A 26270-nucleotide genomic window follows, 5' to 3' on the forward strand; every position below is an offset into this window, starting at 1 on the left:
GCGCCTCAGGGCGCCATGAACGCTTCGATCTCGTCGGCACTGCGTGCCAGCCCGGCGGTCAGCACCTCGTGGCCGTCGCGGGTGATGGCCACGTCGTCCTCGATGCGGATGCCGATGCCACGCCACCTCGCCTCGACGCTGGTGTCGCCCGGCGGGATGTAGAGGCCGGGTTCGATGGTGAACACCATCCCCGGCTCGAGCAGCCGCGAGGCGCCCTCGATGCGGTAGTCGCCGACGTCGTGGACGTCGAGGCCGAGCCAGTGGCCGGTCTTGTGCGGATAGAAGCGCTTGTAGCCGCCGCCGGCCACGACATCCTCGTGCGTTCCCTGCAGCAGCCCGAGCGACAGCATGCCCTCCGCGAGCACATCGACGGCGGCATTGTGTCCGGCCTCGTATGGCACGCCCGGGCGCGCCTGCGCCAGTGCGGCCGCGTGGGCCGCGCCGACCAGGTCATGCAACGCGCGCTGCTCGCGACTGAAGCGGCCATCGGCCGGGAAGGTGCGGGTGATGTCGGCGGCGTAGCCGCGGTACTCGGCGCCGGCGTCGACCAGCACCAGGTCGCCACGGCGGATCGGCGCGTTGTTGTCGCGGTAGTGCAGGACGCAGGCGTTTGCGCCGGCGCCGACGATGCTGGAATACGCCGGCTCGGCACCCGCCGCGCGGAACACGCGCTCCAACTCGGCCTGCAGTTCGTACTCGCGCATGCCGGGGCGCACGGCGCGCATCACCGCCTGGTGCGCTTGCACGCTGACCTCGGCCGCGTGCCGCATCAGCCGCAGTTCCTCGGCGGTCTTGGCGAGGCGCATCTCGTCGAGCAGGTGGCCGAGTTCGAGGAACTCGTGCGGCGGCTGCGCGCCGTGGCGTACCTCCGCCCGCACCTGGTTGACCCAGCCAATCAGCTTCAGGTCGAAATCGGTATCCCGCCCGAAGTGGTAATAGACGCGGCGCCGCCCTTCGATGAGGCCGGGCAGGATCTCGTCGATGTCGTCGATCGGCCAGGCGTCATCGACGCCAAGCGCATCTACTGCGCCCTCGGGGCCGACACGCGGGCCATCCCAGGCTTCGCGTTCCGGGTGGCGTTCGCGGCAGAACAGCAGGCTCTCGCCGTGGCTGCGCCCGGGCACCATCACCAGCACCGCCTCGGGCTCGGCGAAACCGCTCAGGTACAGGACGTCGGAATCCTGGCGGTACGGGTAGTGCGTGTCGCGACTGCGCACGCGCTCGGGCGCGGCCGGCAGCACGAGGATCGCGTCGTCGCCCGCCAGGCGCATCAACTGGCGACGGCGCCGGGCGTAGGTCGCAGCAGTGATCCGGGGTGGGGAGGGCATGTTCGGCAGCGTCCGGGGCGACCGGGGCTGCCGGGCGCGGGCTTGTTCGTGACCGGTCAGTTGAGGCGACTGCGGTGGCGCGCGGCAAGCGCGCAGTCACCGTGCAGCAGCAGCGCGGCCACGCGCACGAACTCCTCGATCTCGGCCAGCGCCTGCTCGTCCTCTTCGTCGCCGTCGTCCTGCGCGCTTGCGCGTGCCAGCCGGGCGATGTCGGACAGCGCTTCGGCACCTTCCTCCGACAGCCTGGGGTCCTGCCCGGCCGCCAGCCCGAACGCGCCGACGAAACCCCGGCACCAGTCGAACAGCGCCCCGCTGCGCTCGGCGAGCGTGGCCTCCTCGCCCGGGGACACCAGCGCCAGGCCGAAATCGCGGTCCTCGAACTGTGCCGCGGTGACCTCGCGCATGCGGTCCAGCACGCCGCCGGGTGGGGGTGACGGCAGCGCGTCGTCCACCATGACCTTGGCCAACCAGTGGCCGCCACTGTCACCACCACCGGCAAGCCAGCCACAGAGGCTGCCGTGCAATTCGGGTGCGCTGGTGCCCAGCGACGCGTCGCGGCAGGCCTGTTCGATTTCAGGCAGGGTGGGAAGCGTTGCGGACATGGCAAGCACGGTCGGGGGGACGCCGCACTATACCGCCGTCGCCAAGCTTGTTGCCTCCCCGCCTGCGTGCCTACACTGCGAAGCTGCCGCGCGGGCCGCGAGGGGAAAACCGGCTTGACCATGCTCACCGACACGGGCTTCTTGATCGCGGCGCTGGTGGCGTTGCCGCTTGCCGTGGCCTGCGTGGCCCTGCTGCTCCGCCAGCGGCGCAACCAGGCCCATGTCGCGCAGCTGCGCGACCGCGAAGAGCGCTTCAAGATGGCCCTGTGGGCGACCGGCGAGCGCTACTGGGACATCCACCTGCCGACCAGGCAGCTGGTGCGCCTGCTGTTCGCACAGGAAGCCGGTGGCCAGTCGCGGGAGGTCTCGAGCACGACGCGTGACATCGCCGATGTGATCCATGGCGACGACCTGCCGCGTGTCGAGGAACTGATGCGCGCATACGTCGACGGCGCAACCGCGGAATTCGTGTCCGAGCACCGCGTCCGCTCCGATGGGCCCGGCGATGACTGGGTATGGGTGCGCGCCCGCGGCCGCGCGGTGGAACACGACGCCGGCGGTGCCATCGTCCGCGTCGCCGGCACCGCGCTGAACATCAGCAAGAGCCGCGACGTGGAGCGCGAACGCCAGATCGCCAGCGAAGTGCTGCGCAGCATGAACGAAGCGGTCACCGTACTCGACGGCGACTTCAACTTCATCTCGGTCAATCCGGCCTTCACCCGCATTACCGGCTATCAGGCCGCCGACGTCGCCGGCCGTGGCGCCGACCTGCTCGACAGCATGCAGCACGATCCGGCGTTCTACCGTCACATCCGCAGCCTGGTGGCCCGCGACGGCCGCTATTCCGGCGAGATGTGGCAGCGCCGCCGCGATGGCGAGGAGTTCCTGTGCGCCATAGAGGCGGCGACGGTCCTTGGCAGCGAAGCGGACGGCGAACGGCTGTACGTGTTCGTGCTCAATGACATCACGCTGCAGAAGCGCGCCGAACAGGAACTGCGCTACCTCGCCAATTTCGACACCCTGACCAACCTGCCCAACCGCTCGCTGCTGTCGGAGCGCCTGTCGCGCGCGATCGTGCGCGCGCGCCGCGAATCGTCGCGGATCGCGGTGCTGTTCCTGGACCTCGACCGCTTCAAGGACATCAACGATTCGCTCGGGCACGCCGCCGGAGACCGCATCCTGCGCGCGGCCGCGGCGCGCCTGCAGCAGACCGTCGGCCAGCACCACACCGTGGCGCGCCTGGCCGGCGATGAATTCACCGCGGTGCTGGAGAACCTGGAGGATGCCGACGAGGCGGACCGCGTCGCGCGCGAGATCATCATGTCGTTCGAGGCGCCGCTGATCCTCGACGACCGCCAGGAAGTCGCGGTGTCGCCTTCCATCGGCATCAGCCTGTACCCCGACCACGGCCAGGTCCCGACCGAGCTGCTCAAGCACGCGGACACCGCGATGTACCAGGCCAAGGCCGCGGGGCGCCGTACGTTCATGCGCTATGACGAGACGATGGAGGCGGCGATCCGGCAGCGCGCCACGCTCGCCGGCGCGTTGCGCAAGGTCCTCGACCGCAACGAACTGCGGGTGGCGTTCCAGCCGCGCCAGTCACTGGTCACCTCGCAGATCACCGGTGCCGAGGCGCTGCTGCGCTGGTACAGCCCCGAGCACGGCGAAGTGCAGCCGGCCGATTTCATCCCGCTGGCCGAGGAGAGCGGCATGATCCTCGAGATCGGCGAGTGGGTGCTGCGCGAGGCCTGCCTGGCGTTGCGCCGCTGGCACCAGCATGGCCTCACCGACCTCACGGTGGCGGTGAACGTGTCGGTGCTGCAGCTGTTGCGTGGCGATTTCCCCGATGTGGTCCGCCGCGTCCTCGACGACACCGGCGTGCCGCCTTCGGCGCTGGAGCTGGAGCTGACCGAAAGCGTGCTCATGGCCAACGCCGCACAGACCGTGGTCAAGCTGCAGGCGTTCCGCGAGCTGGGCGTGTCACTGGCGATCGACGATTTCGGCACCGGTTACTCGTCGCTGGCATACCTCAAGCGGCTGCCGATCACCACCATCAAGATCGACAAGACCTTCATCGCCGACCTGACTACAGACCCGGAGGACGCCGCCATCACCACCACGGTGATCGCGATGGCCCATTCGCTGGGGCTCAACGTGGTCGCCGAGGGCGTGGAGACGCGCGCCCAGGCGGACTTCCTCGCCCACCACAGCTGCGACGAGATCCAGGGATTCTGGTTGTCGCCGCCGCTCGAGGCGACCGCCTGCATGGCCTTCATCCGCAACCGGCGGCCGCCGGGCGGCAACGTGGTGCGCCTTTCCAGCGCCGCGCCTTGACCACCTACCCGCGCCTGCCTATCGTGCGCTGATGGAGACCCCCGACGTGATCGCGCAGTTGCAGCGGCTTGGCGAACGCTTCGACGAACTCGCCACGCGCGCGCGCCGGCTTGCCGAGGAGAACCGCAGCCTGCGCCAGCAGCATGAGCAGCTCGCCGGCGAGCGGTCCCAGCTGTTGACCCGGAACGAGCAGGCGCGCAGTCGCGTCGAGGCGATGATCGCGCGCCTGAAGTCGCTGGAGCAGCACACGTGAGCAGCAACGAGGCTGTTACCGTGCGCGTGCTCGACCGCGAGTACACCGTCGGCGTCGGCAGCGGCGAAGTCGAGGGCCTGATGTCCGCGGCGCGCCTGCTTGATACGCGCATGCGCGAGGCGCGCGGCGCCAACCGCATGGCCGCGGTCGACCGCGTCGCCGTACTCGCCGCGCTCAACCTCGCGCATGAACTCGAACAGCTGCGCGCCGCCAGTGAACATCGCGAGCACGAACTGGCGCGCGTGCTGTCGGTGCTGCAACTCAAGCTCGATAGCCTGCTGGATGCCTGAATTCGCGTGTCCGGTATCGTGCGGCGCCCGCGCATGAACGCGAACCGACAGGCGGATTCGCGGCGCGAAATCGGCACGCTATACTGCGCTCGCGTCCTCTGCCGTGTTCGACGGCGCGCTCAAACATACGCCTTGTCCCTTAATGACGACCACGGGGGCGCGACGGAAGCCTGGCGCGCATGTCCGCCCACGAGCGGAAAGCCCGAAGGCCGCCAAGCGTCCCCACTTGAACCCCGGGTTCAAGGTCGTTTGGCTCGCATCGGCATGGTGGAGGACGTATCTCTTTCTCCGGTCCCACGCGGCGCACCGGCGCCGCGCTCGCCGTGACCAACACCCGCGCGATCCTGCGTCGCGACGCGCGCGGCGCGCGACGGGGCGTACCGCCGCCGGCGCGCATCGGCGCCGCATCGGGTCTCGCGGAACAGCTGCTCGCCATGACGCCGACTTCGGCGCGCGTGGTCGCCGGCTACTGGGCCAGCGACGGCGAGATCCCGCTGCACTCCTGGCAGTTGCGCCTGCCTGCGCATTGCACCTACTGCCTGCCTCTGCTTCACGAAGACGGCCGGCTGCGTTTCGCGCCGTGGCGCGTGGGCGATCCGGTGGTGCCGAATCGCCACGGCATTCCCGAGCCGGACGTCGCCGCGGATGCGCTGCTGATGCCCGCGCAGCTTGATCTGGTCGTGGTGCCGCTGGTGGCGTTCGACGCGCGTTGCCATCGGCTGGGCATGGGCGGCGGCTGGTACGATCGCAGCTTCGCGTTCCGCCACCAGGCGCCCGCGCCTCCGTGGCTGGTGGGCGCCGCATTTGCGTTCCAGCAGTCGGCGGCCGACCTGCCGCGCGAAGACTGGGACGTGCAGCTCGACGCCGTCTGCACCGAACGCGCCACCCACCTCCGTCCCGCGGAAGCATCGTGACTGCACGCAAACGCTACTGGCTGATGAAGTCCGAGCCCGAAGACTTCTCGATCGACGACCTCGAGCGCGTCCGCACCGAGCCCTGGACGGGTGTCCGCAACTACCAGGCGCGCAATTTCATGCGTGATGGCATGAAACCCGGTGATGGCGTGCTGTTCTACCATTCGAACTGCGACGTGCCCGGGGTCTATGGCGTGGCCGAGGTCACCAGTGCGCCGTATCCGGATCCCACCCAGTTCGAGCGCAAGTCGAAGTACTTCGACCCCAAGGCCAGCCATGAAGAGCCGCGCTGGATGCTGGTCGACGTCGGTTTCGTGCGCAAGCTTGCCGGCCCTGTTTCGCTTGACGCCATCCGCGGCCAGGCGGAGGGGCTGGGCGAGGACTTCGCCCTGATCCGCAAGGGCACCCGCCTGTCGGTACTGCCCGTGACCGCGGCACAATGGAAAATCATCCTGTCCCTGGAACCATGATGTCCGAAGGCAAGCGCCGGGCCGGCGAGAAGGCCATTGAATTCGTGGAAGACGGCATGGTCGTCGGAGTCGGCACCGGATCCACGGTGGCGTACTTCATCGATGCGCTGGCCGGCATCAGGCATCGCATCGCCGGTGCGGTCTCAAGCTCGGAGCAGAGCAGCGAGCGGCTGCGTGGCCACGGGATCGACGTGCTCGACCTCAATGCCTGCGGCCCGATCCCGCTGTATGTCGACGGCGCCGACGAATGCGACCGGGACAGGCACCTGATCAAGGGCGGCGGCGCGGCGCTCACGCGTGAAAAGATCATCGCCGAAGCTGCGAAGACATTCGTCTGCATCATCGATCCGTCGAAGGAAGTCGATGTGCTGGGGCGCTTTCCGCTCCCGATCGAAGTGATCCCCATGGCACGCAGTCTGGTAGCGCGGGAAATCGTCGCGAGCACTGGCGGCCATCCGGTCTGGCGCCAGGATGTGCGGACAGACAATGGCAACTGGGTGCTCGACATCCATGGCCTGGCGATCACCGACCCGGTGGCGCTCGAGCGCGAACTCAACCAGATTCCGGGCGTGGTCAGCGTGGGGCTGTTCGCCCGGCGCGCCGCCGACGTGGTGATCGTGGGCGGCGACCCGGTCCTGGTTCGCTGACAGGTATTCCCGCTAGCCGCAGCCCGGGGACTGCGGAAAAGCGTCCTCTCAGGCCCCGACATCCTCGTCGTAGGCCACAGTGATGTAATGCAGCGCGGCACCCGGGGTGAGCATGCACTGCACCGCGGGCTGGTAGATCAGCTCCGGACCACCTGCGATCTCGCTGGGCTCCCACGGCAGTGGTGTGCCGACCGTCCCGGCAAACATGCTGACCGACTTGGTTCGATAGACCGCATCCGACTGGTCACCCAGCTGACTCCCTTCCACGAACGTGCAGCTCACGTTGGCGGTCGCCGAGCCGACATTGCCCACGTGGGCCACCAGCCTCGTTGCGCCTCGCCCACCGGCACGTGGATCACCGCGGAACGTGCACGTCACGAATGACGGGCCCGCGCCTTCGTTCACGAGGCCGAGGGGCCGCGCGCGCAGCGACTCTGCGTGCTGTGACAGCGCGGGTTGGCAGATTCCTGCCGCGCCCTGGATGTCATAGCGGTAGATCTCAGCGGCTGACAGCGAGTTGGATGCAGGAACCGCGGCCAGGAGGGCGAGGGATGCGGCGATCAAGGCGGGTCGCAGCCCGCAAGACTCAGGCGCCGACATCTTCGTTGTACTCGCGACCGGTGTACTGGATGGTGGACGACGGAGGCAGGATGCAGCTGAGCGACGGGCGATCGATGCCCGACGGCTTGGCATTCGAGACTTCCGAAGGAACCCAGGTGAGCTCCGCGCCGGCACCCGGTGCGATGCTGACGGTCTTTGGCACATAGACCGCGTAGATAGAAACACCCGTCTGGTGCCCGTTCACCAGCGTGCACGTGTAGTCCTTGGCGGTGGTTCCGTTGTTGGTGATCGCGACGTACAGCCGCTTCGAGCCGCGGACCGAGTCCTGGTGGTCGTCGCCCTGCCAGTTGCAGGTCACGAAGATCTGGCCTTCGGACTCGTTGGCCAGGCCCAGCGGGCGGTATCGGGTCCCGGCGGCGAACGCCGCGGTCGCGGCCTTGCACATGCCGGAGGCACCCTGCACATCCACGCGAGGCAATTCGGCCGCACCGGCCGCCGCCGCACTGGCAACAAGGGCGAGGAACACCGGGGTCAACAAGTTGCGGGCACGGCGCATGAGCATCAAGTCCAATCAACAGGGAGCCGCACACGTTAACCGAGCAACGCACGCCAGGCAAGGAGCAAACACCATCCGGCGCACAAAGAAAAACCCCGCAGCCGAGGGCTGCGGGGTTTTGGGGTAAAAACCCTGGCGATGACCTACTCTCGCATGCTAGATGCACACTACCATCGGCGCATGTACGTTTCACTTCCGAGTTCGGAATGGGATCGGGTGGTTCCATACAGCTATTGTCACCAGGGAGAGGGTGGAGGGTCGCGGGCCGGTGTATTGGCTTCACGCGCACACGCTCTCGTTGGTTGCCTCCGAGCGTACCTGCAAGCAGGTGCGCCTTTGGCGAATAAATAAGGACGTAGCGAACTTTTGTGCCGAACATCGACGCGTCGTCGAGTCCAAGGCCACTTGAGGTTATATGGTCAAGCCACACGGATCATTAGTACAGGTTAGCTCAACACATTGCTGTGCTTACACACCCTGCCTATCAACCACCTAGTCTTGATGGTTCCTTTAGGGGGCTTGTGCCCCGGGAGATCTCATCTTGAGGCGCGCTTCCCGCTTAGATGCTTTCAGCGGTTATCGCTTCCGAACATAGCTACCCGGCAATGCCACTGGCGTGACAACCGGAACACCAGAGGTTCGTCCACTCCGGTCCTCTCGTACTAGGAGCAGCCCCTCTCAAATCTCCAACGCCCATGGCAGATAGGGACCGAACTGTCTCACGACGTTCTGAACCCAGCTCGCGTACCACTTTAAATGGCGAACAGCCATACCCTTGGGACCGACTACAGCCCCAGGATGTGATGAGCCGACATCGAGGTGCCAAACACCGCCGTCGATATGAACTCTTGGGCGGTATCAGCCTGTTATCCCCGGAGTACCTTTTATCCGTTGAGCGATGGCCCTTCCATACAGAACCACCGGATCACTAAGTCCTACTTTCGTACCTGCTTGATCCGTCGATCTTGCAGTCAAGCACGCTTATGCCTTTGCACACAGTGCGCGATGTCCGACCGCGCTGAGCGTACCTTCGAGCTCCTCCGTTACTCTTTGGGAGGAGACCGCCCCAGTCAAACTACCCACCATACACGGTCCCCGATCCGGATAACGGACCTAGGTTAGAACGTCAAGCACGACAGGGTGGTATTTCAAGGTTGGCTCCACCCCAGCTAGCGCCAGGGTTTCACAGCCTCCCACCTATCCTACACAGACGAACTCAACGTTCAGTGTAAAGCTATAGTAAAGGTTCACGGGGTCTTTCCGTCTTGCCACGGGAACGCTGCATCTTCACAGCGATTTCAATTTCACTGAGTCTCGGGTGGAGACAGCGCCGCTGTCGTTACGCCATTCGTGCAGGTCGGAACTTACCCGACAAGGAATTTCGCTACCTTAGGACCGTTATAGTTACGGCCGCCGTTTACTGGGGCTTCGATCAAGAGCTTCGCCTTGCGGCTGACCCCATCAATTAACCTTCCAGCACCGGGCAGGCGTCACACCCTATACGTCCACTTTCGTGTTTGCAGAGTGCTGTGTTTTTGATAAACAGTCGCAGCGGCCTGGTATCTGCGGCCCTCATTCGCTCAGCTGCGCATGCAGCCACGAACAAGGGCGTACCTTCTCCCGAAGTTACGGTACCATTTTGCCTAGTTCCTTCACCCGAGTTCTCTCAAGCGCCTGAGAATTCTCATCCTACCCACCTGTGTCGGTTTACGGTACGGTCTGCACAAGCTGAAGCTTAGGAGCTTTTCCTGGAAGCGTGGCATCAGTCACTTCGTCCTAATGGACTCGTCTCGCTGCTCGGTGTTGATGACCCCCCGGATTTGCCTAAGGGATCCACCTACCTGCTTTCCCCGGGACAACCAACGCCCGGTAGACCTAGCCTTCTCCGTCCCTCCATCGCACTTGTGCGAGGTGCAGGAATATTAACCTGCTTCCCATCGACTACGCATTTCTGCCTCGCCTTAGGGGCCGACTCACCCTGCGTCGATTAACGTTGCGCAAGGAAACCTTGGGCTTTCGGCGTGGGGGCTTTTCACCCCCATTATCGTTACTCATGTCAGCATTCGCACTTCCGATACCTCCAGCAGACTTTTCAATCCACCTTCGCAGGCTTACGGAACGCTCCTCTACCGCGCATCACAAAGTGATGCACCCCAAGCTTCGGTTCACTGCTTAGCCCCGTTAAATCTTCCCCGCAGACCGACTCGACCAGTGAGCTATTACGCTTTCTTTAAAGGATGGCTGCTTCTAAGCCAACCTCCTGGCTGTCTGTGCCTTTCCACATGGTTTTCCACTTAGCAGTGAATTTGGGACCTTAGCTGTGGGTCTGGGTTGTTTCCCTTTTCACGACGAACGTTAGCACCCGCCGTGTGTCTCCCGCATAGTCTGTCTTGGTATTCGGAGTTTGCCATGGGTTGGTAAGTCGCAATGACCCCCTAGCCATAACAGTGCTCTACCCCCAAGAAGATTCGTGCGAGGCGCTACCTAAATAGCTTTCGAGGAGAACCAGCTATCTCCGGGTTCGATTAGCTTTTCACTCCTAATCACAGCTCATCCCCGTCTTTTGCAACAGACGTGGGTTCGGGCCTCCAGTTGATGTTACTCAACCTTCACCCTGGCCATGACTAGATCACCCGGTTTCGGGTCTACTGCCCGCGACTATGCGCCCTTATCAGACTCGGTTTCCCTTCGCCTCCCCTATACGGTTAAGCTCGCCACGAACAGTAAGTCGCTGACCCATTATACAAAAGGTACGCAGTCACCCCGAAGGGCTCCTACTGCTTGTACGCACACGGTTTCAGGATCTATTTCACTCCCTTCACCAGGGTTCTTTTCGCCTTTCCCTCACGGTACTGGTTCACTATCGGTCGGTCAGGAGTATTTAGCCTTGGAGGATGGTCCCCCCATGTTCAGACAGGGTTTCACGTGCCCCGCCCTACTCATTTTTCATCGACAAGGCCCTTTCGAATACAGGGCTATCACCTTCTATGGCCAGTCTTTCCAGACTGTTTTTCTAGAACCAAGTCGACTTTTGGGCTGCTCCCCGTTCGCTCGTCGCTACTAGGGGAATCTCGGTTGATTTCTTTTCCTCCGGGTACTTAGATATTTCAGTTCCCCGGGTTCGCCTTGCATGGCTATGTATTCACCATGCAATACTCCTTGCGGAGTGGGTTTCCCCATTCGGACATTGCCGGATCAAAGCTTGTTGCCAGCTCCCCGACACTTTTCGCAGGCTACCACGTCCTTCATCGCCTCTGACCGCCAAGGCATCCACCGTGTGCGCTTATTCACTTGACCATATAACCCCAAGTCGCCTCGGAGCCATATGACGCCCATGCGTACAAAGCATGGACATGAATATAACCACTCAATTTATTAGGACCTCGAGGGTCCCGCCTTAGCCTCTACGACACGTCTGGATATTCGTCTCAAACGCTCGCTACGTCCTTGGTTTTAAAAGAACACGGAACGGCCACGATGCCGATCCGATTCAAATCTATATAAGTATGCGCAATCAAACATCCAGGAATGGTGGGTCTGGGAGGACTCGAACCACCGGCCTCACCCTTATCAGGGGTGCGCTCTAACCACCTGAGCTACAGACCCGATTCGTTTCCTGCCAGATGGTGGAGCCAGTCGGGATCGAACCGACGACCCCCTGCTTGCAAAGCAGGTGCTCTCCCAGCTGAGCTATGGCCCCGAAACGGGGTCGGTTCCTGGCCATTGGCCGGAACTCCTGGATGCAGGTCACTTGTGCGGACGCCTGACAGGCAATTACCTGTCTTTATGTCTCTAAAGGAGGTGATCCAGCCGCACCTTCCGATACGGCTACCTTGTTACGACTTCACCCCAGTCATCTGCCACACCGTGGCAAGCGCCCTCCCGAAGGTTAAGCTACCTGCTTCTGGTGCAACAAACTCCCATGGTGTGACGGGCGGTGTGTACAAGGCCCGGGAACGTATTCACCGCAGCAATGCTGATCTGCGATTACTAGCGATTCCGACTTCACGGAGTCGAGTTGCAGACTCCGATCCGGACTGAGATTAGGTTTCTGGGATTGGCTTGCCCTCGCGGGTTTGCAGCCCTCTGTCCTAACCATTGTAGTACGTGTGTAGCCCTGGCCGTAAGGGCCATGATGACTTGACGTCATCCCCACCTTCCTCCGGTTTGTCACCGGCGGTCTCCTTAGAGTTCCCACCATTACGTGCTGGCAACTAAGGACAAGGGTTGCGCTCGTTGCGGGACTTAACCCAACATCTCACGACACGAGCTGACGACAGCCATGCAGCACCTGTCTCACGGTTCCCGAAGGCACCAAACCATCTCTGGTAAGTTCCGTGGATGTCAAGGCCAGGTAAGGTTCTTCGCGTTGCATCGAATTAAACCACATACTCCACCGCTTGTGCGGGCCCCCGTCAATTCCTTTGAGTTTCAGTCTTGCGACCGTACTCCCCAGGCGGCGAACTTAACGCGTTAGCTTCGATACTGAAGACTCAATTGTCCCCAACATCCAGTTCGCATCGTTTAGGGCGTGGACTACCAGGGTATCTAATCCTGTTTGCTCCCCACGCTTTCGTGCCTCAGTGTCAGTACAGGTCCAGATGGCCGCCTTCGCCACGGATGTTCCTCCCGATCTCTACGCATTTCACTGCTACACCGGGAATTCCGCCATCCTCTACCGTACTCTAGCCTGCCAGTATCCAATGCAATTCCCAGGTTGAGCCCAGGGCTTTCACATCAGACTTAACAAACCACCTACGCACGCTTTACGCCCAGTAATTCCGAGTAACGCTTGCACCCTTCGTATTACCGCGGCTGCTGGCACGAAGTTAGCCGGTGCTTATTCTTTGGGTACCGTCAGAACAACCGGGTATTAACCGATTGCTTTTCTTCCCCAACAAAAGAGCTTTACAACCCAAGGGCCTTCTTCACTCACGCGGCATGGCTGGATCAGGCTTGCGCCCATTGTCCAATATTCCCCACTGCTGCCTCCCGTAGGAGTCTGGACCGTGTCTCAGTTCCAGTGTGGCTGATCATCCTCTCAGACCAGCTACGGATCGTCGCCTTGGTGGGCCTTTACCCCACCAACTAGCTAATCCGACATCGGCTCATCTATCTGCGCGAAGCCCGAAGGTCCTCCGCTTTCACCCGTAGGTCGTATGCGGTATTAGCGTAAGTTTCCCTACGTTATCCCCCACAAATAGGCAGATTCCGATGTATTCCTCACCCGTCCGCCACTCGCCACCCATAAGAGCAAGCTCTTACTGTGCTGCCGTTCGACTTGCATGTGTTAGGCCTGCCGCCAGCGTTCACTCTGAGCCAGGATCAAACTCTTCACTTAAGTTTTTCGGTCCGACCCGAAGGTCTCGCCAATGCTTTGAGTGCAGAAGTCGAACCGGAGCTCAAATCACTCGCTTGCATTTCTGCATTTGAATCATTCTTTGCTCTTGTTACGAACATCTACAAATGGACAGTCATCCACTTGCCAGACGCCCGCACAAGTCACCTGCGCATACTTTCAAAGATCCTGGGAGAGGCCTCAGCGCCTTTTCCCGTGCCTCGTCGTTTCCGCCGAGGTGAGCCGCACATTGTAGCGTGTTTTTCGTTTCCGTCAACACCGTGTGAGGTGTTGATTTCAACCTCGTCTGTCTTCGTGGCCCGAAGGCCTTTCCGTCAACCGAGCCGCACATCTTACCGCGTTTTTCGTTTCCGTCAACACCCTGTGAGGTGCCGATTTCAACCTCGTTTGCCGTCGTGGCCCGGAGGCCTTTCCGTCAAGCGAGCCGCACATATTAGCGCGGTTTCCGCTTCCGTCAACACCCTGTGAGGGGTTGATTTCAGCCTCCCTTGTCTTCGTGGCCCGGAAGCCGTTCCGTCAGGGGAGCCGCACATATTAGCGCGGTTTCGAAGAACGTCAACACCGTGTGAAGCCGTTTCTTTCGTCCCCGCCCTGGTGTGCCGGCGTGTGCCGGCCGCTCCTTGGCGGGGCGCGCATTGTGCAGCGCGGCGGAAGCTTTGGGAAGGGGCAAAAGCGAAGTTTTTCGCAAGCGGTGCACTTGACCCTCACGCGTCGCTGGCAGATGTTGGCCTCCACTCCGCTTTCAGGGCGAAGACGCCATGCGTCAGCTGTTCACAGCGTCACTTGTCGCATTCATGTCATTGCTCACGACTGCCTGCGCGAGCTCCAGCGCCTGGGTGGAGCTTGCCGGCGAGCGGATTGCCGTGGAAATTGCCGATGACGACGAGGAACGCGCGCGTGGCCTGATGTTCCGTGACACCCTGGCCGACGGCCACGGCATGCTGTTCATCCATGAACGCGAGGAGCGCCAGGCGTACTGGATGAAGAACACGCGGATCGCGCTGGACATCCTGTACTTCGATGCCTCGCTGCGGCTCGTCTCCCAGCAGCGCGATGTCCCCCCCTGCTCCGCCGGCGACCGTTGCCCGCCCTATCCGAGCAGCAAGCCGGCGCGCTATGTGCTCGAACTCAATGCCGGCGAGGCACGGCGCATGGACCTGCAGGATGGCGCGTTGCTGCGCCTGGGCCCCGGCGTGGGCGAGGCGCCCTGAGTTCCTGTCAGGCGACGATCATCTCGAAATCGTCCTTGGTCACACCGCAGTCCGGGCATGTCCAGGTGTCCGGAACATCGTCCCAGCGCGTGCCCGGCGCGATGCCCTCCTCGGGAATCCCCACGGCCTCGTCATAGATGAACCCGCACACGACACACATCCAGGTGCGGTAGGCAGTCTGCGTGGCGACGTCGTTCATCGGATAATGCGCTTGGCTGGAGGAATCCGGCATTGTCCCACCCGCGGCTTGTGACAGGAAGCCGCGCCACGGCGCATTGCCGAGCACCGGAGCAGCGCATTGCGAGGCCTTTACCTCATCACACCCGACGACATCGACACACCGCGGCTGGTCGCGCGCGTCGCCGCGGTGTTGCCCGGCGCCGCCCTGCTGCAGTACCGCAACAAGGCGGCCGACGCGCCATTGCGGCGCGAACAGGCGATGGCACTCCTGCAGCTTTGCCGTCAGCTCGGCGTTCCGCTGCTGGTCAACGACGACTGGCGTCTCGCGGCCGAGATCGGCGCCGATGGCGCGCACCTCGGCGGTGGCGACGGCGCGATCGGCGAGGCACGCGCGGCGCTGGGCGCAGGGGCGATCCTCGGTGCGTCCTGTTATGGCGAGCTCACGCGCGCCGGGGCCGCGGCCACAGCGGGTGCCAGCTACGTCGCGTTCGGCGCCTTCTTCCCGTCGACAACCAAACCGGGTGCGCCCCGTGCGGATCCCGCACTCCTGGCCCAGGCGGCAGCACTCGGCCTGCCGCGTGCCGCGATCGGCGGCATCACCCCCGACAATGCGCGGCAGCTGGTCGACGCCGGCGCGGACCTGCTGGCGGTGATCGGCGCGGTGTTCGACGCCGCCGACCCCGTTTGCGCCGCGCAGCGCCTGCGCGCCTGCTTTGAACCCGCATCCGCGTCCGGCACCCGCCACGCGCATGCACCGCCACATTTGCAGACAAGGACCCCATGATGAAGACCGACCGCTCCCAAGCCCTGTTCACCCGCGCGCGCGCACTGATGCCCGGCGGCGTGAACTCGCCGGTGCGCGCGTTCCGCTCGGTGGGGGGCGAACCGTTCTTCGCCGCGCGTGCCGAGGGCGCGCATATCGAGGACGTCGACGGCAACCGCTACATCGACTATGTCGGCTCCTGGGGCCCGATGGTGGTCGGCCACAACCATCCGGCGGTCCTCGAGGCCGTGGTGCGCACCGCGCGCGACGGCCTGTCGTTCGGCGTGCCCAATGCCCTCGAGGTGACCATGGCCGAAACGTTGACCCGGCTGGTGCCATCGATGGACATGGTGCGCATGGTGAATTCGGGCACCGAAGCGACGCTTTCGGCGATACGCCTGGCGCGCGGCGCCACCGGCCGCAGCCGGATCGTGAAGTTCGAGGGTTGCTACCACGGCCACGGTGACTCGTTCCTGGTCAAGGCCGGCAGCGGCGCGCTGACCCTCGGCGTGCCGGACTCGCCGGGCGTACCCAAGGCGCTGGCCGACCTCACCCTCACCCTGCCCTACAACGACTTCGACGCCGCGACCGCGCTCTTTGACGCCTGCGGCGATGACATCGCCGGCCTGATCGTGGAGCCGGTGGTCGGCAATGCCAACTGCCTGCCGCCGCGCCCGGGGTTCCTGCAGCACCTGCGCAGGCTGTGCACGCGCCACGGCGTGGTGCTGATCTTCGACGAGGTGATGACCGGGTTCCGCGTCGCCCTCGGCGGCGCGCAGGCGCGTTACGGAGTCGCCGCGGATCTGAGCACCTTCGGCAAGGTGATCGGCGGCGGCATGCCGGTGGGGGCCTACGGCGGGCGCCGCGACCTGATGGAGCTGATCGCGCCTGCCGGCCCCGTCTACCAGGCCGGGACGCTGAGCGGAAACCCGGTGGCGATGGCCGCGGGCCTTGCGATGCTCGGGCTCGTGCAGGCACCGGGCTTCCACGACGCGCTCGAGCGTCGCACCAACCTGCTCTGCGATGGCCTTGAAGAGGCGGCGCGCGATGCCGGCGTGGCGTTCACCACCCAGCGCGTCGGCGGCATGTTCGGGATGTTCTTCAGCAGCGAACAGGTCGACACCTACGCGCAGGCCATGGCCTGCGATCGCGAGGCCTTCAACCGCTTCTTCCACGCTATGCTGGAGCGTGGCGTGTACCTGGCGCCGTCGGCGTTCGAGGCCGGCTTCATGTCCGCGGCGCACGACGACGCGGTGATCGCGGCGACGATTGCCGTCGCACGCGAGGCGTTCGCCGCCGCCAGGGGCTGAGTCGACGCAGCGGCACCGCCGGGGCCAGGACGCACAGCGGGCGCCGGGGCCGGGCGCGCACCCGGGTGCAGCTGCGCACCCGCTCCGTCAGGCCGCGTGGATCTCGCGCAGCGCCGCGCCCAGCCGCTGCAGTCCGTCCGCCACCTCTTCGTCGTTGATGTTCAGCGACGGCACGAAGCGCAACACATCCGGGCCCGCCTGCAGCAGCAGCAGGCCATGTACGGCGGCGCGGTCAAGGATCTCGCCGGCACGCCCGACGAAGGCCGGCGCCAGCACCGCGCCCAGCATCAGCCCGCGGCCGCGGATCGCAGCGAACAGGCCGCGGCCGTCGTCGAGCGCGGCCAGACCAGCACGCAGCGCCAGTGACTGCCGTTCGACATTGGCTGCAATGTCCGCCGAGGCCAGCTTGCGCAGCGCCACGCGCGCCACCGCTGCTGCCAGCGGATTGCCGCCAAAGGTGGTGCCGTGGTCGCCGAACTGCATCGCTTCGGCCACTCTGTGGCCAGCCAGCATCGCGCCGATCGGAAATCCGCCGCCCAGCGCCTTGGCCAGGGTGACGATGTCCGGCACCACATGGTCCTGCCAATGCGCGAACAGCGCGCCGGTGCGGCCCATGCCGCACTGGATCTCGTCGAGCACAAGCAGCGCGTCGTGGCGGTCGCACAGCGCGCGCACCGCCTGCAGGAAGCCGGGCGCCGCCGGCATCACCCCGCCCTCGCCCTGGATCGGTTCGAGCAGGACCGCGGCCACGTCGCCGCCGGCCATGGCCGATTCCAGCTGCGCGATGTCGTTGAAGTCGACGTAGCGGAACCCGCCCGGCAGCGGCTCATAGCCTGCCTGGTACTTCGGCTGTGCGGTGGCGGTGACCGCGGCCAGCGTGCGCCCGTGGAAACTGCCGCGGAAGCTGACGATCACCCGCCGGTCGGGCGCACGCCCCTGCGCACTGGCCCATTTGCGCACCAGCTTGATCGCGGCCTCGTTGGCCTCAGCACCCGAGTTGCACAGGAACACCCGTTCGGCGAAGCGCGAGGCCTCCACCAGCTCCTGCGCCAGGCGCAGCGGCGGCTCGCTGTGGAAGATGTTGCTGGTGTGCCAGAGCTTGCCGGCCTGCTCGACCAGCGCGGCGACCAGGTCGGGGTCGTTGTGGCCCAGGCCACACACGGCGATGCCGGCGGCGAAATCCACGTAGTCGCGGCCGTCGCGGTCCCACAGCCGCGCGCCCTGCCCACACTCCAGCACCACCTGCCGCTGGCGGTACACCGGCAGGTAGTGGCGCTCGCCGAGCGCGATCAGGTCGTGTGATGCGGCGGGGTCGGAGGTGTGTGCCATGGCGGTCAGTCCAGGAACAGGTCGGGCAGCAGCGGCTGGGAGGGATCGGAGGCGTAGCGGTCGAAGCCGGTTGCGCCGGCCTCGCGCAGCACCTCCTCGTCGATCAGGAACTCGCCGTGGAAGCCGCGGGCCTCGCGCACCAGCACGGCATGCGCGGCGTCGGCCACGATCTCCGGGCTGCGGCCGTTGGCCAGCTCCACGCCCGGGATCATGTTCAGCGCATCGGTGGCGATGATGGTGCGCGGCCACAGCGCATTGACCGCCACGCCCTGCGGGCCGAATTCGGCGGCAAGGCCCAGGGTCACGAAGCTCATGCCCATCTTGGCCAGGGTGTAGCCGGTGTGCGGACCCCACCACTTCGGATCCAGCGACGGCGGCGGCGCGAGCGTGAGGATGTGCGGGTTCGGCGCTTCGAGCAGGTACGGCAGGCAGGCCTGCGCGCACAGGAAGCTGCCGCGCGCGTTGACCTGCTGCATGAGGTCGAAGCGCTTCATCGGCGTATCCAGCGTGCCGCGCAACCAGATCGCGCTGGCGTTGTTCACCAGGATGTCGACGCCGCCGAAGGTGTCGACCGTGGCCGCTACCGCGGCGCGCACCTGGTCCTCCTCGCGGATGTCGCATTTCAGCGCCAGCGCCTGGCCGCCCGCAGCGGTGACCGCCGTGGCCGCGGTATGGATGGTGCCGGGCAAACGTGGATTGGCGACATCGGACTTGGCGGCGATGGCGATGTTGGCGCCGTCGCGCGCGGCGCGCAGCGCGATGGCCAGGCCGATGCCGCGCGAGGCGCCAGTGATGAACAGGGTTTTTCCGGCGAGGGTGTGCATGCGGGATCTCGTTGCTGCGGGTGTGGATCAGGGCTTGGGGCCCTGGCCTTCGTTGTCTTCCCACTTCAGGAGCCGTCGGGTGACGAAGCGGTACACCGGCTTGCCGCTGGCGAACCAGGCGTCGCGCAGCCAGGAGGTGCGCTTCAGTAGGCGCCGCTCGACGGGCGTGATCCGGGCGGGACAATAGGTGCGCTTGTGCTTGAGGAGATGGCGCAGGTCCTCGCGCGCGAGCAGGCGCATCCAGCGCGAGCGCGGCGCACCACGCACGGCAAGCTGGAAGTCGATGACCGCGGGCGTGCCGTCGGCGCGCACCAGCCAGTTGGCTTCCTTGGCGAGGTCGTTGTGGGCAACGCCATGGCGATGCAGCGTCTGCAGCAGGCGGCGCGCGCGGCGGAAATACGCGATGTCGCCATGCGGCGGGCGCTGGTACATCGCCGCACCGTCCATGTAGCTGCGGTCGAGCATGCGGCCGTCCCAGCCCAGGAGCTGCGGCACCGCGTCCATCCCGGCCACGGCGACGAGCCCGCGCGCCTCGCGCCGCGCAAGCCACCACGCCGGCAAGCGCAGCCACGCCGGCACGTGGCGCAGGTCGCGGCGCACGAAGCATCCGGCCGCGCCCCGCATCAAGGCGATGCGGCCGAAGCTGTCGGCCTTGAGGGCCTGGATCTCGATGGCGTCACGGCGGTCCATCGACACATTGTAGGCGGCGCGACCGTCGCCACCGGCTGCCATAATGCCGCCGGTGACTGCCTGGTTCGACAGCATCGTGACCTGGATCGGCGCCCACCCGGTGGCCGCGGGCTGGGTGATCTTCGCCATCGCGTTCTGCGACGCGGTGATCGTGCTGGGCGCCATCGTGCCGGCGCTGCCACTGATGTTCGCGATCGGCGTGCTGATCGGCCTGGGCGAGATTTCCGGCCCCTACGCGGTGGCCTGCGCGGCCCTCGGCGCCTTCATCGGGGACGGCACCAGCTTCTGGATCGGACGCCGCTGGGGCCCACAGCTGCGCACGGTGTGGCCGTTCCGCAAGTACCCGCAGCTGCTCGACCGCGGCGAACAGCTGTTCCGGCGCAATGCCATCAAGGCGATCTTCATCGCCCGCTACGTCGGCCCGGTGCGGCCGTTCGTGCCCGCCATCGCGGGCATGGCGCACATGGCCTTGCGGCGCTACATCCCGGCGAGCGCGATCGCCGCGGCCAGCTGGGCGCTGCTGTTCCTGATCCCGGGCTGGCTGCTGGGCGAGGCCTATGACGCCGTGGCCGCGGTGGCCGACCGCCTGGCGATCGTGATCGGCGCCCTGCTGGTGGCCATCGCCGCCGCCTGGGCGGGGGTGCTCTACACCTACCGCTGGTTTGCCCGGCATGCGGATTCGCTGCTGGCGCGCGCGCTGCGCTGGACCAGCGCGCACCCGCGGCTCGGGCGCTATGCCGTGGCACTGATCTCGCCGCAGCGACCGGAGTCCGCATCGCTCGCGCTGCTCGCCGCCTGCCTGCTGGCGATCGGCGTGGCCTGGTTCGCGCTGCTGGCCACGATGCTGGCGCGCGGCGGCCCCTTGTTGCTCGACCTGCGCGTGCATGACGCGATGTACGCGCTGCGCAATCCGCTGGCCGACCGGCTCATGGCCGGGCTGGCGTCGATCGGCGATCCGTCGGTGCTGGCGTGGCCGGTGGCGCTGGTGACGCTGTGGCTGCTGTGGCGGCGGCGCTGGATGGCCGCCACCCACTGGATGGCGGCGCTGGCCTTCGGCCTGGCCCTGACCGCGGCGCTGGAGGCGGCGATCGACATGCCGCGCCCGCCGACCGCGCTCAGCGGCTTCGGGTTTCCCTCGGTGGGCCTGACCATGGTCACCATCACCTTCGGATTCTTCGCGGTGCTGATCGCGCGCGAGCTGCCCGGGCGGCAGCGGGTGTGGCCGTACCTGGTCTCCGGCGCGGTGGTCGCGGTCCTTGGCTTCGCGCGCCTGTACCTCGGTGCGCACTGGCTGACCGACCTGGTCGGCGGGATGCTGCTGGGCATCATGTGGCTGCTGGTGCTGGGCATCGCCTATCGGCGCCACGTGGCGCGGTCGTTCTGGATGCGTCCGCTGGCGGCCCTGTTCTACGGCGCGTTCATGGTGGCGGCGCTGTGGCACGCGCCGCGCGCGGTCGACCCGCTGCTCGCCAAGTTCGCACCGCTGCAGGCGCCAGCCACGCTCGATGCCGCGGCATGGTGGCAGGACGACTGGGCCACGTTGCCGTCGCAACGCAAGGAACGCGACGCCAGTCTTCGCTGGCCGCTGGACGTGCAGCTGGCCGGGCCGCTGGCCCCGGTGGCGGCACGCCTGCGCGCGCGCGGCTGGGTGGTGCAGGAGCAGGCCGACTGGAAGGACACCCTGCGCCTGCTCGACGACGACACCGCGCCACACGCACAGAAGGTGCTGCCGGCCACCTACGACGCGCTCGCCGAATCGCTGCTGATGCGGCGCAGGGTCGGCCCCGACCGCCTGCAGGTGCTGCGCCTGTGGCGCGCGCCGCGGCAGCTCGTGGATGGCACCCCGCTCTGGATCGGCACCACGCAGACGCTGGCCTACGTGCGGCCGTTCGACCTGTTCGGGCTGTGGCTGCCCGAGGCGTACGACGGCGTGGCCTACCAGCGCGTGCGCGACGACCTGGCCGGCTTCGACATGCGCGAGGCCGACCGGGCAGAGTCCCAGCAGCCGGTGCTCCGGCTGCGCAGCATGCCCGGCGCCGCCGCGACGGAACCGCGCTAGCCGATCACCGCCAGCAGCGCGTCGAGTCGCGCATGCGGGTCGTCGAGTTGCAGCAGCGCCAGGCGCTGCACTTCGTCCATCGGCAACATCTCGGCCAGGCGCCAGCCAACCCACGCCGCATCGTCGAAGCGCGCGTTGCCGGGCGCCGGATTGCCCACCTTGTCGACGATCCGCTCGATCAGCGTCGCCAGCAGCGCGTGTTCGGGACGAAGCCGCGGGGACACTTGCGCATCGGCAAGCCATTCAACGTCGGCGACCACCAGGCCGTTGTCGCGCACATGGCTGCGCGCCACGCGAAAGCGGCGCGCGCCACGGACGGAGAGGGTCAACAGGCCGTCGTCACCGGTGCCGAAATCCTCGATCCGTGCCTCGGTGCCATGGGTGGCGGGCGTGGCCGGAGCGCCCGCTTCGCCGCCCGCCATGACCAGGCAGATGCCGAAGCCCTCGCCGCTGCGCCCGCAATCGCGGACCAGGTCGAGGTAGCGCGCCTCGAAGATGCGCAGCCCGAGCGCGGCGCCCGGAACCAGCACCGCCTGCAGCGGAAACAAGGGAAGCACGTGCAAGCCGTCCATGGGGCAAGTCTAACCGCCGCCGCGTGCATGCCGCGCACGACGCTCAGCGCGCGCGGAGCACGTCGAGGAAGCGCCGCGGCGCGGCGTCGAATCCGCCGTTGGACATGAACACCAGGTGGTCACCCGGGTGCGCCAGCGAGGCGAGGCATGACAGCAAGGCATCGGCATCGGCCACCGCGTGTCCTTTGCCGCGCAGCGCCGCGACCACCGCGCCGGCATCCCAGGCAAGCTCGGGCCGGTGCAGGAACACCACGACGTCGGCCTGGTCCAGCGACGGCGCCAGGGCCGCGGCGTGCGCGCCCAGCCGCATCGAATTGCTGCGCGGCTCCAGGGCGACCACGATCCGCCCGCCGCCGACGCGCGCGCGCAGGCCGGCCAGGGTGGTGGCGATGGCCGTGGGGTGGTGCGCGAAGTCGTCGTACACACTCACGCCGCCGGCCTCGCCCAGCAGCTCCATGCGCCGCTTCACGCTGCGGAACGCCGCAAGCGACGGCAGCACGCCGGCCACGTCCACGCCCACCGCATCGCAGCAGGCCAGCGCGGCCAGCGCGTTCATCACGTTGTGGCGGCCGAGCAGCGGCCAGTGCACTTCGCCGACCTCGAGCCCCTGGTGCACGACCGCGAACGCGCTGCCGTCGGCGGCGATCAGCCGCGCGCTCCAGTCGAACGGCGCGCCATCCACCGCGGCCGCCGGGTCCAGCCCGAAGCGCACCACCGGCGTCCAGCAGCCCATCGCCAGCACTTCGGCCAGGCGCGCGTCCTCGCCGTTGACCACCAGCCGCCCGCCCCCCGGCACGGTGCGCACCAGGTGGTGGAACTGGCGCTGGATGGCGGCCACGTCGGGGAAGATGTCGGCGTGGTCGAACTCGAGGTTGTTGAGGATCGCCACCCGCGGGCGGTAGTGCACGAACTTCGAGCGCTTGTCGAAGAACGCGGTGTCGTATTCGTCGGCCTCGACCACGAACAGCGGGCGCTCCCCCGTAGCTGCGGCATCCGCCCCGGCGCCACCAAGCCGCGCCGACACCCCGAAATCCTCGGCCACGCCGCCGATCAGGAACCCCGGCGCGCGGCCCGCCGCTTCCAGCAGGTGCGCCAGGATCGTGGTGGTGGTGGTCTTGCCGTGGGTGCCCGCGACCGCAAGCGTGTCGCGGCCCGGCAGCACGTTCTCGCGCAGCCATTCGGCGCCGGACGTGTACGACAGCCCGGCGTCGAGGACATGCTCGACCGCCGGATTGCCGCGCGACAGGGCGTTGCCGATCACCACCTGGTCGCAGCCGGCGGAGATGTTGGCCGGTGCATAGCCCTGGCTGAGCGCGATGCCGAGCTGCTCCAGCTGGGTGGACATGGGCGGATACACCGCCTGGTCGCTGCCCTCCACCTCATGGCCCAGTTCGCGCGCCAACGCAGCCACGCCGCCCATGAAGGTGCCGGCGATGCCGAGGATATGCAGCTTCACGTGGCTCAGCCGACCGGATGCGACGGCGCGATCGCCTCGAGGATGCGGTTGAAGACCTCGTCCAGGCCGCCCACGCCGTCGACCACGGTGAGCTTGCCGTGCTGGCGGTAGAACCCGATCACCGGCGCGGTCTGCTGGTCGTACACCGTCAGGCGCTTGCGCACCGACTCCGGGTTGTCGTCGGAACGGCCTTCGGCCTGGGCACGGCCGGCAAGGCGTTCGATCAGCAGTTCGTTGTCGACCTCGAGCTGCACGGCCGCGTCCATCGGCTGGCCCATGCGGACCAGCAGCGCGTCGAGGGCCGCGGCCTGCGCCAGGTTGCGCGGGTAACCGTCGAGGATGAAGCCGTGATGGGTGTCGGCCCGTGAGAAGCGGTCCTCGAGCATGCCCAGCAGGATTTCGTCGGACACCAGATCCCCGCGCGCCATGACCTCCTTGGCCTGCATGCCCAACGGGCTGCCCGCGGCCACTTCGGCCCGCAGCAGGTCGCCGGTGGAAATGTGGGGGACCTGCAGGTGGTCCTTCAGGCGCGCGGCCTGCGTCCCTTTGCCGGAACCCGGCGCACCAAGAAGTACCAGTCGCATCGATTGCTCCATGAACGTACAGGGCGTGCACCGGGCGCGGCGTAGAATCCGGCAGCCGCGGCGACGACCGCGCCAGCTTACCGTATCCGGGCCCGGCGCCCGAACCCCCAGAACGGAATCCACGATGTCCAAAGGTACCCTGCTCTACGCACAGTCCGGTGGCGTGACCGCCGTCATCAACGCCACCGCCTCCGCGGTGATCACCGAGGCCCGGGCACGCAAGGTGCGCGTGCTGGCCGCCCGCAACGGCATCCTCGGCGCCCTGCGCGAGGAGCTGATCGACACCGCGAAGGAGCCGGCGGCCGCAATCCGCGCCCTGGGGCATACCCCGGGCGGTGCCTTCGGCTCTTGCCGCTACAAGCTGAAATCGCTCGACGCCGACCGCGCCAAGTACGAGCGCCTGCTCGACGTGCTGCGCGCCCACGACGTGCGCTGGTTCCTCTACAACGGCGGCAACGATTCCGCCGACACCGCCAACAAGGTCTCTCAGCTGGCCCGCGAGTTCGACTATCCGCTGACCTGCATCGGCGTGCCCAAGACCGTAGACAACGACCTGGTGGTGACCGACTGCTGCCCCGGGTTCGGCTCGGCGGCGAAATACACCGCGGTCTCGGTGCGCGAGGCGGCGCTGGACGTGGCGGCGATGGCCGACACCTCCACCAAGGTGTTCGTGTACGAGGCCATGGGGCGCCACGCCGGCTGGCTGGCGGCCGCCGCGGGCCTCGCCGGCAATGGTCCCGACGAGGCACCGCACCTGATCCTGTTCCCGGAGCGCCCGTACGACGAGGCCGATTTCCTGGCCCGCGTGCAGAAGGTGGTCGACCGCGTCGGCCATTGCGTGGTGGTGGCCAGTGAAGGCATCCGCACCGCCGACGGCAGTTTCGTCGCCGACGCCGGCGGCGGCAAGGATTCCTTCGGCCACACCCAGCTCGGCGGCGTGGCCTCGTACCTGGCGGGCCGGGTCAAGGACAGCCTGGGACTCAAGGTGCACTGGACCCTGCCCGACTACCTGCAGCGCTCCGCGCGCCACATCGCCTCGAAGACCGACCTCGACCAGGCCCTGGCCGTCGGCAAGGCGGCGGTGCGCTACGCCCTGGAAGGCCGCAACGCGACCATGCCGGCGATCATCCGCACATCCGACGCGCCCTATCGCTGGAAGATCGAGCCCGCGCCCCTGGACCGCATCGCCAACCGCGAGAAGACCATGCCCAAGGGCTTCATCCGCCGCGACGGCCACGGCATCACCGCCGCCGCGCGCGCCTACCTGGAGCCACTGATCCGTGGCGAGGCGTATCCGCCGTACGGGCGCGACGGCATTCCGAAGTACGTGACGCTGAAGAACGTGGCGGTGGCGAAGAAGCTGGCGGCCTGGGAGGGCTGAGCGCCCGCCAGGATCAGCCGCCGCAGGCCTTGCCTTCCACCGACATCGCGGCGGCGAACATCGGCACCGCCGCGATCCTGCCAGCGGCGGCGGCCTGCTTCGATTCTTCAAGGTAGATCCGCGACTGGCCCTGGCCGTCGAGCTTCTGCGTCTGGTCGACCGGCTTGCGCCACACGCGCACCACCGCCTGTTGCGTGGGGCAGGCGGAACTGGCGACCCGGATCAGGTCGTTGAACTTCCAGCCGGTGGCCACCGAGGGTTTCGCCTTCCCGGCGTCGACGAAGCGCGCGCGTGGCTGGCAGTTGGCGCTGGTGCGCACCACGGCAAAGCGGTAGGGCTTGGCGGCGTCGCCAGTGAACACGCCTTCGATGCGCGCGCAGGCTTCCGGGATCTGGCGCAGCGTGTGCGCCGCGCCGATCGCCTGCGGCGCAATCGCACCGCGGGTGATTTCGGGCAGCGGGTCGGCGGCCCGTGAGGGCGCGGCGGACACGGCCGCCGGGACGGCGACAACGGCGGCACCTGCGAGCAGCACGGTCAAGGCGATGCGCATGGCGCACTCCGATGGAACGGGGGAACGCAGGCTGGCACGCGGCGGCT

The 26270-nt window shown here is 66.6% G+C and carries 23 protein-coding genes, 2 tRNA genes, 3 rRNA genes and 1 other RNA gene; 12 read left to right on the top strand and 17 right to left on the bottom strand.

The genetic code is table 11. The annotated features are described in order from the left end of the window. Nucleotides 1–5 precede the first annotated feature (5 nt). Nucleotides 6–1328 (bottom strand): aminopeptidase P N-terminal domain-containing protein, encoded by a 1323-nt coding sequence (locus tag IDM46_RS11275; protein WP_185115761.1) that lies wholly within the window; start codon nt 1326–1328, stop codon nt 6–8. Nucleotides 1329–1384: 56 nt separating this feature from the next. Further along, nucleotides 1385–1930, bottom strand: coding sequence for a UPF0149 family protein (locus IDM46_RS11280; protein ID WP_182824748.1), 546 nt, complete (start codon nt 1928–1930; stop codon nt 1385–1387). Nucleotides 1931–2050: 120 nt separating this feature from the next. On the opposite strand from IDM46_RS11280, the gene IDM46_RS11285 reads away from it, so the two are divergent. The 7 genes from IDM46_RS11285 to rpiA all read left to right on the top strand — a co-directional run bounded on the left by IDM46_RS11285 (nt 2051) and on the right by rpiA (nt 6838). After that, nucleotides 2051–4264 carry a GGDEF domain-containing phosphodiesterase gene (locus tag IDM46_RS11285; RefSeq protein ID WP_223878077.1) on the top strand — a complete coding sequence of 738 codons (2214 nt, stop codon included), beginning with the start codon at nt 2051–2053 and terminating at the stop codon, nt 4262–4264. Nucleotides 4265–4295: 31 nt separating this feature from the next. Continuing rightward, nucleotides 4296–4517 carry a TIGR02449 family protein gene (locus tag IDM46_RS11290; protein ID WP_182824744.1) on the top strand — a complete coding sequence of 74 codons (222 nt, stop codon included), beginning with the start codon at nt 4296–4298 and terminating at the stop codon, nt 4515–4517. Further along, nucleotides 4514–4807, top strand: a complete 294-nt coding sequence (locus IDM46_RS11295) for a cell division protein ZapA (protein ID WP_185115763.1) — start codon at nt 4514–4516, stop codon at nt 4805–4807. The genes IDM46_RS11290 and IDM46_RS11295 overlap by 4 nt, the downstream gene beginning before the upstream one ends. Before the next feature lie 92 nt (nt 4808–4899). Continuing rightward, a non-coding RNA gene (gene ssrS, locus IDM46_RS11300) (6S RNA) lies at nt 4900–5085 on the top strand. Nucleotides 5086–5130: 45 nt separating this feature from the next. Then, nucleotides 5131–5721, top strand: coding sequence for a 5-formyltetrahydrofolate cyclo-ligase (locus IDM46_RS11305; RefSeq protein WP_185115764.1), 591 nt, complete (start codon nt 5131–5133; stop codon nt 5719–5721). Then, nucleotides 5718–6191, top strand: a complete 474-nt coding sequence (locus IDM46_RS11310; RefSeq protein ID WP_185115765.1) for an EVE domain-containing protein — start codon at nt 5718–5720, stop codon at nt 6189–6191. The genes IDM46_RS11305 and IDM46_RS11310 overlap by 4 nt, the downstream gene beginning before the upstream one ends. Further along, nucleotides 6191–6838 (top strand): ribose-5-phosphate isomerase RpiA, encoded by a 648-nt coding sequence (gene rpiA / locus IDM46_RS11315; protein WP_185115766.1) that lies wholly within the window; start codon nt 6191–6193, stop codon nt 6836–6838. The genes IDM46_RS11310 and rpiA overlap by 1 nt, the downstream gene beginning before the upstream one ends. A 48-nt stretch (nt 6839–6886) precedes the next feature. Here rpiA and IDM46_RS11320 read toward each other — a convergent pair whose 3' ends face one another. From IDM46_RS11320 to IDM46_RS11350, 7 genes are all read right to left on the bottom strand, one after another. Next, the gene (locus tag IDM46_RS11320; protein ID WP_185115767.1) at nt 6887–7402 is read right to left on the bottom strand and encodes a hypothetical protein; all 516 of its coding nucleotides are present in this window, start codon (nt 7400–7402) and stop codon (nt 6887–6889) included. A 22-nt stretch (nt 7403–7424) separates the two neighbouring features. After that, nucleotides 7425–7961, bottom strand: coding sequence for a hypothetical protein (locus tag IDM46_RS11325; protein WP_185115768.1), 537 nt, complete (start codon nt 7959–7961; stop codon nt 7425–7427). A gap of 124 nt (nt 7962–8085) precedes the next feature. After that, nucleotides 8086–8199: ribosomal RNA gene (gene rrf / locus IDM46_RS11330) — 5S ribosomal RNA — on the bottom strand. 171 nt (nt 8200–8370) lie between these two features. Beyond that, a 23S ribosomal RNA gene (locus IDM46_RS11335) occupies nt 8371–11252 on the bottom strand. A 232-nt stretch (nt 11253–11484) separates the two neighbouring features. Then, nucleotides 11485–11561, bottom strand: a tRNA-Ile gene (locus IDM46_RS11340). Between the two features lie 18 nt (nt 11562–11579). Continuing rightward, a tRNA-Ala gene (locus IDM46_RS11345) sits at nt 11580–11655 on the bottom strand. Nucleotides 11656–11749: 94 nt separating this feature from the next. Continuing rightward, nucleotides 11750–13296 (bottom strand): 16S ribosomal RNA (locus tag IDM46_RS11350). The 16S, 23S and 5S rRNA genes sit together here with 2 tRNA genes alongside, the layout of an rRNA operon. An 812-nt stretch (nt 13297–14108) precedes the next feature. Here IDM46_RS11350 and IDM46_RS11355 point away from each other — a divergent pair. Continuing rightward, nucleotides 14109–14525, top strand: a complete 417-nt coding sequence (locus IDM46_RS11355) for a DUF192 domain-containing protein (RefSeq protein WP_182824731.1) — start codon at nt 14109–14111, stop codon at nt 14523–14525. Between the two features lie 7 nt (nt 14526–14532). Here IDM46_RS11355 and IDM46_RS11360 read toward each other — a convergent pair whose 3' ends face one another. Continuing rightward, nucleotides 14533–14724: a rubredoxin gene (locus IDM46_RS11360; protein WP_182824729.1), complete on the bottom strand. Its 192-nt coding sequence runs from the start codon at nt 14722–14724 to the stop codon at nt 14533–14535. A 99-nt stretch (nt 14725–14823) separates the two neighbouring features. Here IDM46_RS11360 and thiE point away from each other — a divergent pair, with 99 nt between their 5' ends. Together thiE and hemL are read left to right on the top strand one after the other, a co-directional pair. Next, on the top strand, nt 14824–15489 hold the full coding sequence (thiE, locus tag IDM46_RS11365) for a thiamine phosphate synthase (RefSeq protein ID WP_221441883.1): 666 nt from the start codon (nt 14824–14826) through the stop codon (nt 15487–15489). After that, a complete protein-coding gene (hemL, locus tag IDM46_RS11370) occupies nt 15489–16778 on the top strand; it encodes a glutamate-1-semialdehyde 2,1-aminomutase (protein WP_185115769.1) in 1290 nt (429 codons plus the stop codon). Before thiE ends, hemL begins: the two co-directional genes overlap by 1 nt. An 87-nt stretch (nt 16779–16865) precedes the next feature. Here hemL and IDM46_RS11375 read toward each other — a convergent pair whose 3' ends face one another. From IDM46_RS11375 to IDM46_RS11385, 3 genes are read right to left on the bottom strand one after another with little or no spacing between them, the layout of a single operon-like run. Next, on the bottom strand, nt 16866–18107 hold the full coding sequence (locus tag IDM46_RS11375; protein ID WP_185115770.1) for an acetylornithine transaminase: 1242 nt from the start codon (nt 18105–18107) through the stop codon (nt 16866–16868). A gap of 5 nt (nt 18108–18112) precedes the next feature. Beyond that, nucleotides 18113–18931 carry an NAD(P)-dependent oxidoreductase gene (locus IDM46_RS11380; RefSeq protein ID WP_182824723.1) on the bottom strand — a complete coding sequence of 273 codons (819 nt, stop codon included), beginning with the start codon at nt 18929–18931 and terminating at the stop codon, nt 18113–18115. A 27-nt stretch (nt 18932–18958) separates the two neighbouring features. Continuing rightward, a complete protein-coding gene (locus IDM46_RS11385) occupies nt 18959–19621 on the bottom strand; it encodes a serine/threonine protein kinase (protein ID WP_182824721.1) in 663 nt (220 codons plus the stop codon). 52 nt (nt 19622–19673) lie between these two features. On the opposite strand from IDM46_RS11385, the gene IDM46_RS11390 reads away from it, so the two are divergent. Beyond that, nucleotides 19674–21680 carry a bifunctional DedA family/phosphatase PAP2 family protein gene (locus tag IDM46_RS11390; protein WP_223877965.1) on the top strand — a complete coding sequence of 669 codons (2007 nt, stop codon included), beginning with the start codon at nt 19674–19676 and terminating at the stop codon, nt 21678–21680. On the opposite strand, the gene IDM46_RS11395 is transcribed toward IDM46_RS11390, so the two are convergent. From IDM46_RS11395 to IDM46_RS11405, 3 genes are read right to left on the bottom strand one after another with little or no spacing between them, the layout of a single operon-like run. After that, on the bottom strand, nt 21677–22252 hold the full coding sequence (locus tag IDM46_RS11395) for an LON peptidase substrate-binding domain-containing protein (RefSeq protein WP_182824717.1): 576 nt from the start codon (nt 22250–22252) through the stop codon (nt 21677–21679). The genes IDM46_RS11390 and IDM46_RS11395 overlap by 4 nt on opposite strands. A 43-nt stretch (nt 22253–22295) precedes the next feature. Beyond that, complete coding sequence (gene mpl, locus IDM46_RS11400) at nt 22296–23717, bottom strand: UDP-N-acetylmuramate:L-alanyl-gamma-D-glutamyl-meso-diaminopimelate ligase (protein WP_255486539.1); 1422 nt, start codon at nt 23715–23717, stop codon at nt 22296–22298. After that, nucleotides 23714–24292, bottom strand: coding sequence for an adenylate kinase (locus IDM46_RS11405; RefSeq protein WP_182824715.1), 579 nt, complete (start codon nt 24290–24292; stop codon nt 23714–23716). The genes mpl and IDM46_RS11405 overlap by 4 nt, the downstream gene beginning before the upstream one ends. Nucleotides 24293–24416: 124 nt before the next feature. On the opposite strand from IDM46_RS11405, the gene IDM46_RS11410 reads away from it, so the two are divergent. After that, nucleotides 24417–25673: a 6-phosphofructokinase gene (locus IDM46_RS11410; RefSeq protein WP_185115772.1), complete on the top strand. Its 1257-nt coding sequence runs from the start codon at nt 24417–24419 to the stop codon at nt 25671–25673. A 13-nt stretch (nt 25674–25686) separates the two neighbouring features. Here the strand turns inward: IDM46_RS11410 and IDM46_RS11415 are convergent, their stop codons facing one another. After that, complete coding sequence (locus tag IDM46_RS11415; RefSeq protein ID WP_182825284.1) at nt 25687–26217, bottom strand: hypothetical protein; 531 nt, start codon at nt 26215–26217, stop codon at nt 25687–25689. Nucleotides 26218–26270 lie beyond the last annotated feature (53 nt).

The sequence above is a fragment of the Luteimonas sp. MC1825 genome, from assembly GCF_014764385.1.
Taxonomy (GTDB): domain Bacteria; phylum Pseudomonadota; class Gammaproteobacteria; order Xanthomonadales; family Xanthomonadaceae; genus Luteimonas.

Coding starts and splice junctions, on each gene's coding strand:
- IDM46_RS11285 (WP_223878077.1), top strand. CDS start 2,051: ATGCTCACCGACACGGGCTTCTTGATCGCGGCGCTGGTGGCGTTGCCG.
- IDM46_RS11290 (WP_182824744.1), top strand. CDS start 4,296: ATGGAGACCCCCGACGTGATCGCGCAGTTGCAGCGGCTTGGCGAACGC.
- IDM46_RS11405 (WP_182824715.1), bottom strand. CDS start 24,292: ATGCGACTGGTACTTCTTGGTGCGCCGGGTTCCGGCAAAGGGACGCAG.
- IDM46_RS11280 (WP_182824748.1), bottom strand. CDS start 1,930: ATGTCCGCAACGCTTCCCACCCTGCCTGAAATCGAACAGGCCTGCCGC.
- rpiA (WP_185115766.1), top strand. CDS start 6,191: ATGTCCGAAGGCAAGCGCCGGGCCGGCGAGAAGGCCATTGAATTCGTG.
- IDM46_RS11360 (WP_182824729.1), bottom strand. CDS start 14,724: ATGAACGACGTCGCCACGCAGACTGCCTACCGCACCTGGATGTGTGTC.
- IDM46_RS11395 (WP_182824717.1), bottom strand. CDS start 22,252: ATGGACGGCTTGCACGTGCTTCCCTTGTTTCCGCTGCAGGCGGTGCTG.
- IDM46_RS11375 (WP_185115770.1), bottom strand. CDS start 18,107: ATGGCACACACCTCCGACCCCGCCGCATCACACGACCTGATCGCGCTC.
- hemL (WP_185115769.1), top strand. CDS start 15,489: ATGAAGACCGACCGCTCCCAAGCCCTGTTCACCCGCGCGCGCGCACTG.
- IDM46_RS11355 (WP_182824731.1), top strand. CDS start 14,109: ATGTCATTGCTCACGACTGCCTGCGCGAGCTCCAGCGCCTGGGTGGAG.
- IDM46_RS11325 (WP_185115768.1), bottom strand. CDS start 7,961: ATGCTCATGCGCCGTGCCCGCAACTTGTTGACCCCGGTGTTCCTCGCC.
- IDM46_RS11385 (WP_182824721.1), bottom strand. CDS start 19,621: ATGGACCGCCGTGACGCCATCGAGATCCAGGCCCTCAAGGCCGACAGC.
- IDM46_RS11275 (WP_185115761.1), bottom strand. CDS start 1,328: ATGCCCTCCCCACCCCGGATCACTGCTGCGACCTACGCCCGGCGCCGT.
- IDM46_RS11380 (WP_182824723.1), bottom strand. CDS start 18,931: ATGCACACCCTCGCCGGAAAAACCCTGTTCATCACTGGCGCCTCGCGC.
- IDM46_RS11410 (WP_185115772.1), top strand. CDS start 24,417: ATGTCCAAAGGTACCCTGCTCTACGCACAGTCCGGTGGCGTGACCGCC.